The following is a 5,523-nucleotide window of genomic DNA, read 5'->3' as shown; positions in this document are numbered from 1 at the left end:
GCTGAAAGCCTAGGGGCAGTTGCGTTCAAGCGAATGATTTGATCAACAATGCCGGTACTGGACGTCACGTTCAAAGAAGATATATCGCGGATTGGTGATAGAGAAAATGGCGTTGTTTCGCCGTATTTGTGCTGAACTTGTTGTAGCAACACCCATTAAAGGTAAGTAAACCGAGTAAGATGCGCAAAGCCACGTGGAATGGGGATTTTAGGTCAGAACTTTTCTTTGATTAACACATTTAACAAAGCTTAATCACGCCCTGATGACATTATAATCTTTATTCAATAACTTCCATACTTACTTATAATTGAAATTGCGCTATTAAGTTGGCGAGTAAATTTTTAGAGATATCGATGTTTAAAATATATTACAAATTTAAAAGACGCTTTTTAAAACATTTTAACTACAATCTTTACTTAAAATTTATTGGTGTTGAATATGGAAAACGTTGTAGATTTAATAAGTCAATTAATTTTGGTTCAGAGCCATATTTGATAAAAATTGGGGATGATTTTTATTCATCTTCTAATGTACAATTTATTACACATGATGGCTCTATTAATGTTTTAAGAAATCTCTACAGCTCTTTCGATGATAAAGACTTTTTCAATAGAATTAAGTTAGGTAACAATGTGTTCCTTGGGTACGGTGTTAGTGTTTTACCTGGTTCAAATGTTGGAAATAATGTCATCGTTGGTGCTCACTCTCTTGTTAAGGGATGTTTAAAAGATGATAGTGTTTATGCTGGCACCCCAATAAAATATATTTGTTCTATTGAAGAGTATAAAGAAAAAATGATAAATAAAGTAGTTCCGACAAAATATATGAAACTTGAAGATAAACGACAGTTTTTAATAAATTATTTGAAGTGAGTTAAGTTTATTGATGAACTATATATGGGTTGGAATTGAAAAGTTTGGTGGGGTATTCTTTAGGGTTTTAAGTATTCTAGTTCTTGCGCGAGTTCTAACACCTGAAGATTTTGGTTTATATGCGTTAGGAGCAGTATTTATTTCCCTTAGCACAGTTCTAAGTGAGGCTGGGTTTGGTGGGGCGCTAATTAAGAAACCCGATGCTACTCCAATTGACTATTCTACTGTATTTATTTGTAATGTTTTTATAAGCTTATTTATAGTTTTTTTTCTAAATCTTGTCGCTGATAGAGTTGCGGCCTTTTATGAAAAAACTGAACTAGAAAGTATAATAAGTGTTATGTCATTTACTGTATTGATACGATCTTTGTATATGGTACAGGTTACAAAGATGACAAAAGAGTTGAAGTTTTTATTACAAACAAAGATACTTCTATTTTCTTATTGCTTATCTATTTTATTTGCATTTTATTTTGCAGTGAACGGTATGGGGGTGTGGTCTCTAATATGGCAACAGATTTTAGAAGCTGTATTCGCTCTTATTGGATTTTGGTACTTCGGCACATTTAATACTAAACTAATATTTTCTAGAAATTCGTTTAATGAGCTTTTTGGTTTTGGATTTAAAATAACATTAAGCTCAATTATAAGAACTTTGAGTCAAAACTTAATTAGCTTGTTACTGGCCAAGAAATTTAATCTTGTTACAGTGGGGTTTTATTCTCAAGCTGAAAAAGTAAATAGCATTTATCTTAATACGTTTATTGCAATTATCAATAAAGTCGCGTTTGCCGAATTAGTGAAAAAAGTTAATGATGAAACACATCATCTTTCAGATATGAGAAAAGTTTTAAAAATTTCTGTGTTGATTTGTTTTACGTTAAGCTTATTTATTTTTATTAATGCGAAAATTATTGTTGATTTGGTTCTAGGTAATCAGTGGGACAAATCGGTATGGATGTTGAAAATAATAAGTCTATCAGGCTTTGGTTTAATTATTGAGGCGGTTACAAGGTCATTCTTAAAATCCCTTGGTAAAGCAAGTGTTATTTTGACTATCGAAGTTATAAAAAGCTTAGTATTAATTTTGTTCGTCATATTGTCTTTAAGTTTTGATAGTTTAGGGGTATCATCCGTTCTTATCGCTCTAGTTGTTTCTTCGATTTTGTTTGCTATTATCAATATATATTCATTATCTATAAATTCAATATATAGTTATAAGTTGATACTTGGTGATTTAATTAAACCTGTTTCCATCTCTTTGATCTTGTATACAATTATCATCATAATGCAAGAGTTTAAAATAATTGATTTGAATTATTTATTTGTTTTTAATGGTATAATTTTAAGCGTAACACTTTATTTTTTAATATGCTCAAAATTTGGTTGCAAATGGTATTTGAATGATAATTAAATTAGAGATTCGTGGTTTTGCTTTCATTGTAACCACAATATTACTTTTAATTCTGTTAAATGTTTTTTATTTTAATAGTGAAATAAAGAGTAAAGCATTTATTGCTGTAAGCATAACTGGTTGTATTTTATGGATGTTGGCATTTACAATGGTTAAGTCAAGATTTATAAACACAGCATCGATTATTACACCTGTTAATTTGTTTTTTTTAGCTTATGTGATACTTTACTTTCAAGTGCCTTTGTTAGAACTTTTGGATTTAAAAGTTGCAGATAGATTTATTTACTTTATTTGGAATAACGAAGATGTAATCAATAAATCTGTATTTTATTCTGTGAGTGGAGTGTTTTTTTTTGTTCTTGGTTCGTCTTTTATTTTATCTAGTAGATTCTTATCAAGAAAAAGTAAGAGATTTAATGCTGCTTTTCTCACAATAATTGCTTACGTTTTTTATATAGCTTTCTTCTTAACCTCAGGAAGTTATAAGGTAGGGGCTTATAATCCTGATGACGCATTATCAGTAAATCCATATTTTTTTAAGTTATTTAATGTTTTTTTCTCTGCATCAATTATCTTAAACCTATGTAATATTAGTCAGAAAAGTAAAGGTAGAGAAAGTGTACTTAGATATATATTTTATTTTGATAAGTCAATACTTTTGCTATTTATTTGGCATGTTTTATTTTCACTTTTTGTTGGAGATAGAGGTCCAGTAATTTCTTATACATTATTGGTGTTTAGTTTATACTTCATTAAACATTCTAAGATGAAAATATATCAAATATTATTGCTTATCGTTATGGCAAGTATTGTTTTAAGTGTAATTGGCAGTGTCAGGCAGGCGAGGTTTGATGGCGGTAGCTTGACAGAAAGGTTATCACAACAAGCTCAAAGTAACGGTAATGAAAATAAGTATTTTGGCTCTGCTGTGGTGGGGGAAGGAACAATTGAATTAGCTCTTTCAATCAGATCATTAAATCATGCAATAGCTAACGTACCAGAAAATTATGATTATAAATATGGTTTTTTCTTAACTCAAGGTATTGCAGCTTCTATTCCTGGTGTAGGAACTATTTTCAATTATTTATTTACCAATGGAGAGTCTTACCTAAACGGATCAGCAAATTTTGTTAGCTACATGATACAGAATGGTAATGTTAAGTATGGTGATGGGACATCTATTTTAGTCGATTTCTATTTGGATTTTGGTTTTATTGGAATTTGTATCGCTATGTTCCTATTGGGAGGGACATTTGTTTTTTTTGAGAAAAAGCTTGTTGAACCATTTTATTATCCTAGTTTAGGAATTGTTTCAGCTTTAGTAATATTTTCTAAGTCAATTTATCTAGTCAGATCTTCAATTTATTTAGAGCTTGGTAATTTATTGTTGATTTACTTTGTCATTTTGATTAACAACTTTTTTATGAAGAAGAGCATTTGATTTATGAAGGTTTTATTTTTACTTTCTGGTTTAGGTGTTGGTGGTTTAGAAACATATTTATATCGATTCTTAAAATTTTTACCGGACAATATTGATGTCACAATTTTATGTAAAGGAAATGATGTCGGTGTTTTAAAAAATAAATTTGAATCTCTCGGTGTGAACGTCGTTCATCATAAAGTTAGTTACATTTCTGTAAGGGATTATTATTATATTTATCGCTTTATAAATCAAAATAGATTTGACTGTGTTTGTGATTTTACGGGGTATATGTCAGGTTTAGTGATGACGACTGCTTATCTTTGTGGAGTGAGGACTAGGATTGCTTCATATCGTGAATCTACTTACCAATTTAAACCATCATGGTTGAAACTGATTTATGCTAGAATATTAAAGTATTTGGCTTATCGTTTTTCCACAAAGGTTATCTCTAACTCTGAAGCTGGTTTATCTTTTTTTTATCCAAACTATTGTGGTGATAAGTTTAAAGTTATACCAAATGCTATACCAGATTTTCAGTTAATTGGCGAGTATGAAAAACTCGAAATTAGAAATAAAATTGGTATTCCACACAATGCGCTATTGATTGGACATGTTGGAAGGTTTACTGCAGCAAAAAATCATTCTCAAATATTAAAATTGTTTGTGAGAGTTCAAAAGAAAATACAAAATATTCATTTGTTATTTTGTGGAAGAGATGTTGAAAATGGATTGTCTATCGATGGTAAATTAAATAACATTCATTTTATCGAGCACTGTGATGATGTTGATAAATTAATTCAGTGTTTTGATTTATTCTACTTTCCATCACTCAATGAAGGACAACCCAATGCGTTACTTGAAGCGATGTCAGTTGGTGTTCCTATAATTGCTAGTGATATTCCTTCTATAAAAGCAACTGTTCCATTGTTTATGCACAAATACTTGGTATCTCCCAATGATATTGATACCGCAGAATCATTATTACTAGATATCATTTCTTATCGAAATCAAATTCCATTGAGTGATATGAGGAATTCGATTCGACAGACATTTTCGTCTGATAAAAATTTTTCAATGTTCTTAGATGAGATATTACTTTGATGGCGAGAAAAGTACTTTTTATTCATGATCACAAAATTATGATTAAAGATGGTTGTTTATATTCCCGTGGTGGGTTAACAGCTAAAATTGTAGAAAATTATAAAAAATGTTTAGGTGAACTGAGTATTTGTTCTAGAGTGATTCCTTATTCTGAAGGGAATTCGTTGAAATTATCTGATGGTGACGTCAAACATATAGCCTTTCCAGATATCATGTCGGAAGGTGGGTTTAAATTAATTGAAGCATTAAATGTTATTCAATCATCTATAAAAGAAAATGACATTATTATTATTCGTCTTCCTTCAATATCAGGTTTAATGGCGTTTTTTTTTGTGAAGATGCTAAAAAAGAAATATATTGTAGAAGTTGTTGGTTGTGCTTATGACTCTTATAATAATTTACCATCTTTAAAGGGGAAAATGCTAGCTCCTTTTTACTTCCTACTTAATAAATTAGCGATTTCATTTTCGGATAATATACTTTACGTTTCTGAAGTTTTTCTTCCCAATCGCTATCCATCTTTTGGATCTAATCTATGTTTTTGTTCTGATGTTGAATTGACTATTGATTCTCATTCATTAGAAAAAAGGGTTGATAGGATCAATAATCATAGATTTGATACTTTTAAATTGGGAATGATTGGTAGTTTAGATGCAAGTTATAAGGGATATGACACAGTTTTTAATGCCATACAACTTCTAAATAATTCAAGC

General features: G+C 30.0%; 5 protein-coding genes and 1 pseudogene. All 6 read left to right on the top strand.

Annotation, left to right across the window (positions count from 1 at the left end):
* Positions 1-54: 54 nt before the first annotated feature.
* Positions 55-233 (top strand): annotated as a pseudogene (locus RC73_RS20655) (ISAs1-like element ISSba1 family transposase); the annotation flags it as partial.
* A gap of 120 nt (positions 234-353) precedes the next feature.
* Complete coding sequence (locus tag RC73_RS19230) at positions 354-872, top strand: acyltransferase (RefSeq protein WP_039036142.1); 519 nt, start codon at positions 354-356, stop codon at positions 870-872.
* Positions 873-885: 13 nt separating this feature from the next.
* Positions 886-2,286, top strand: coding sequence for a lipopolysaccharide biosynthesis protein (locus RC73_RS19225; protein WP_039036141.1), 1,401 nt, complete (start codon positions 886-888; stop codon positions 2,284-2,286).
* Positions 2,276-3,727, top strand: coding sequence for an O-antigen polysaccharide polymerase Wzy (gene wzy / locus RC73_RS19220; protein ID WP_039036140.1), 1,452 nt, complete (start codon positions 2,276-2,278; stop codon positions 3,725-3,727). Before RC73_RS19225 ends, wzy begins: the two co-directional genes overlap by 11 nt.
* A 3-nt stretch (positions 3,728-3,730) precedes the next feature.
* Positions 3,731-4,810, top strand: a complete 1,080-nt coding sequence (locus tag RC73_RS19215) for a glycosyltransferase (RefSeq protein ID WP_039036139.1) — start codon at positions 3,731-3,733, stop codon at positions 4,808-4,810.
* The coding region (locus RC73_RS19210) for a hypothetical protein (RefSeq protein WP_200888007.1) at positions 4,810-5,523 on the top strand (714 nt) is incomplete at its 3' end. The genes RC73_RS19215 and RC73_RS19210, both read left to right, overlap by 1 nt.

The sequence above is a fragment of the Shewanella sp. ECSMB14102 genome, assembly GCF_000813075.1.
In the GTDB taxonomy this organism is placed as follows: domain Bacteria; phylum Pseudomonadota; class Gammaproteobacteria; order Enterobacterales; family Shewanellaceae; genus Shewanella; species Shewanella indica.
This window is presented reverse-complemented; position numbering and strand designations above follow the sequence as displayed.

Bases quoted from the DNA above. Each gene is read 5' to 3' on its own strand.
- RC73_RS19230 (WP_039036142.1), top strand. From the start codon at position 354: ATGTTTAAAATATATTACAAATTTAAAAGACGCTTTTTAAAACATTTT.
- RC73_RS19215 (WP_039036139.1), top strand. From the start codon at position 3,731: ATGAAGGTTTTATTTTTACTTTCTGGTTTAGGTGTTGGTGGTTTAGAA.
- RC73_RS19225 (WP_039036141.1), top strand. From the start codon at position 886: ATGAACTATATATGGGTTGGAATTGAAAAGTTTGGTGGGGTATTCTTT.
- wzy (WP_039036140.1), top strand. From the start codon at position 2,276: ATGATAATTAAATTAGAGATTCGTGGTTTTGCTTTCATTGTAACCACA.